Origin of the sequence: Mesorhizobium sp. M4A.F.Ca.ET.050.02.1.1 (assembly GCF_003997725.1) — a bacterium.
GTDB lineage: Bacteria > Pseudomonadota > Alphaproteobacteria > Rhizobiales > Rhizobiaceae > Mesorhizobium.
Genome location: NZ_RZSG01001415.1, coordinates 1 through 611, shown reverse-complemented (window position 1 = coordinate 611; position 611 = coordinate 1). Strand labels below are relative to the sequence as shown.

1 protein-coding gene and 1 pseudogene are annotated in these 611 nt (G+C 66.4%); both read right to left on the bottom strand.

The genetic code is table 11. From position 1 onward, the window contains the following. A partial coding sequence (locus EOA33_RS37880) for a putative glycolipid-binding domain-containing protein (RefSeq protein WP_127407855.1) occupies positions 1–522 on the bottom strand: 522 nt, incomplete at its 3' end. Between the two features lie 2 nt (positions 523–524). After that, positions 525–611, bottom strand: a pseudogene (locus tag EOA33_RS41220) (globin); the annotation flags it as partial.

Genomic DNA, 611 nt, shown 5'->3' with positions numbered 1-611 from the left:
GACCAGCCCCTCCCGATCAACCTCGATTTCCCGCCGGAAGCCACTCCTGAGTGACTCATAGAGATAGCGTCTGTCCTCATCGAGACATGTGTAGCGCTGCGGGCTTTTGACGATCCTCAGCTCCGGCAATTCGATGAAGGCCGCCGCGATCTCGGCGCTTTCGCCAGGCTTCAGTCGCAGCCGCCGGATCGGCAGCGTGTTGGTGAAGGGCGTGACGGTGAGATCGGGGTCGAGCGCCCCGGTCAGTTCCGGAATCGGAGCACCGTCCTTCGACCAGTTGCCCATTCCATCCGTCTCGAGCCGGAAGCGCCCGCCGCCGACGATGCCGACCTCGACCTCCCTGGCGCGCCAGTCGGGGTCGCATGAAATGCGGTAGTGGACCGCGAACGGCGCATGGTCGGCCGAGATCGCCACGGACTCTGCCGATATCCCACCGGAGTCCTGCCTCAGGACGAGGTGTTCGATGCCAAGGCCCTGCCACTGCCGCCATCGGACGATCGTGCTCCGAGCCCGGTCCGCCACTGCTACGATTTCCCAACCGGCGGCTTGTACGGTCCGCCGGGCACGCCCCAGCCCCAGGCGGGCATCGGCTCCGTCTCGGGGTCGCAGGT